This is a genomic window from Methylobacterium terricola, assembly GCF_006151805.1.
GTDB lineage: Bacteria > Pseudomonadota > Alphaproteobacteria > Rhizobiales > Beijerinckiaceae > Methylobacterium > Methylobacterium terricola.
On record NZ_VDDA01000092.1, the window covers coordinates 1 to 1,605 of the forward strand.

Genomic DNA, 1,605 nt, shown 5'->3' on the forward strand with positions numbered 1-1,605 from the left:
CTCCACCCGTGAGGCGCAGGCCACGGGCTTCCAGCCGCTGCCGCTGCGCTGGCGGATCGAGGCGACGTTCGGCACGCTCTCGACGCGCTACCGCCGCCTGACCCGCCACTGGGAGCACAGCCCAGCGGCGGCCGAGGACAGCATCAGTATCGCCAATTGCCATAGGCTCATGCAGGCCTATGAGCGGCACCAATACAGCTCTTCATAGTCAAACAGGCTCTCACAGGCGTGACAGGGGATTTCACGACGTGCCCTTGGTCGATGAGCGCGCTTGGACGGAACGACGAGAACCTACGACACCGCCCCGGCGAACTTCTCCAGGTGGCCCCAGGCCTCTTGCCCATACTTGCCCTTCCACTCGGTGTAGAAGCCGGCCGCCCTCAATTTATCCTGGAAGGGCGCGGCCGGCGCGTCGTTGATCGCGAAACCGGCCTTGCCGAGGGCTTCGCGCATCGCCACGCCCTGGCCGGCGATGTCCTGCCGCTGGTCGAGGGCGGCCTGGTTGAAGTGGCGCGCGAGCACTGTCCTCACGTCCTCCGGCAGGCGCGACCAGGTCCGCTGACCGGACATCAGCCAGAACCCGTCCCAGATATGGTTGGTGAAGGACAGATACTTCTGCACCTCGGCCAGCTTGAAGCTGGTGATGATGGCGAGCGGGTTCTCCTGCCCGTCCACCACCTTCGTCTGCAGCGCCGAGTAGGCCTCGGAGAAGTTGAGCGCCACCGGGGCGGCGCCGAGCGCCCGGAAGGCGGAGGTGAACAGCGCGCTGTTCGGCACCCGCAGCTTCACGCCCTCGAAATCGGCCGGTCCCTTGATCGGGCGGATGCTGGTCGTGGTCTGGCGGAAGCCGTTGTCCCACATCCGCTCGAACGGCACGAGGCCGGCCTTCGCGATCTCGCCGCGGATATAGGCGCCGAGCTCGCCGTCGACCGCCGGCCAGACCTTGTCGTAGCCGCTCCACGCGAAGGCGATGTTGATGAGCGAGGCCCGCGGTACCAGGGTCGCCAGGTTCGAGGAGGATTGCGCGAACATCTCCAGCGCGCCGGAGCGCAGCTGGCTCAGCATGTCGGTGTCCGAACCGAGCTGGCCGTTGGGGAACACCGCGACCTCGACCGCGCCGTTCGTCTCCTTCGCCACCCGGTCCGCCGCCTCGCGCAGGCGGATCGTCGCCGGATGGCTGTCGGGGGTGACGACGCCGCATTTGAGCCGCAGGGCCCCGGCTTGCGCGCGGACGAGCGGGGCGGGCAGCAGCGCGGTGGCGGCAGCGCCGGCGAGCAGGGTGCGGCGCGTGGGATGATGCATGGCGTGAAGCCTCCCAAGGTATCCCACCCATCGGCGGCGGCGCTTCGCCGTCGCGCCGTGGGGGCGTTGTCGTTCGGCGGCACCCTAGGCGGTGTGGACAGTTATCGGAGCCATAGGACGATGGCAGCGATGGTGACCACGGCGGCGTAGTTGCGGGCTGTCTTCTCGTAGCGTGTCGCGACGCGTCGGAACTGTTTGAGCTTGGAAAAACAGCATTCGATCAGGTGGCGCTCCGTATAAAGGGCCGTATCGAGCTCATACTTCCTGGATCGCGAGGGATTGTTCGGGATCACGGCCGTCGCG

The 1,605-nt window shown here is 67.4% G+C and carries 2 protein-coding genes and 1 pseudogene; 1 reads left to right on the plus strand and 2 read right to left on the minus strand.

What is annotated here, in order from left to right; translation table 11 throughout:
* A pseudogene (locus tag FF100_RS36750) lies at window positions 1-208 on the plus strand (IS5-like element ISMpo5 family transposase); the annotation flags it as partial.
* A gap of 83 nt (window positions 209-291) precedes the next feature.
* Here FF100_RS36750 and FF100_RS36755 read toward each other — a convergent pair.
* Window positions 292-1,302 (minus strand): TRAP transporter substrate-binding protein, encoded by a 1,011-nt coding sequence (locus FF100_RS36755; protein WP_139040924.1) that lies wholly within the window; start codon window positions 1,300-1,302, stop codon window positions 292-294.
* A gap of 101 nt (window positions 1,303-1,403) precedes the next feature.
* A partial coding sequence (locus tag FF100_RS36760) for a transposase (RefSeq protein ID WP_139038114.1) occupies window positions 1,404-1,605 on the minus strand: 202 nt, incomplete at its 5' end.

Coding starts and splice junctions, on each gene's coding strand:
- FF100_RS36755 (WP_139040924.1), bottom strand. CDS start 1,302: ATGCATCATCCCACGCGCCGCACCCTGCTCGCCGGCGCTGCCGCCACC.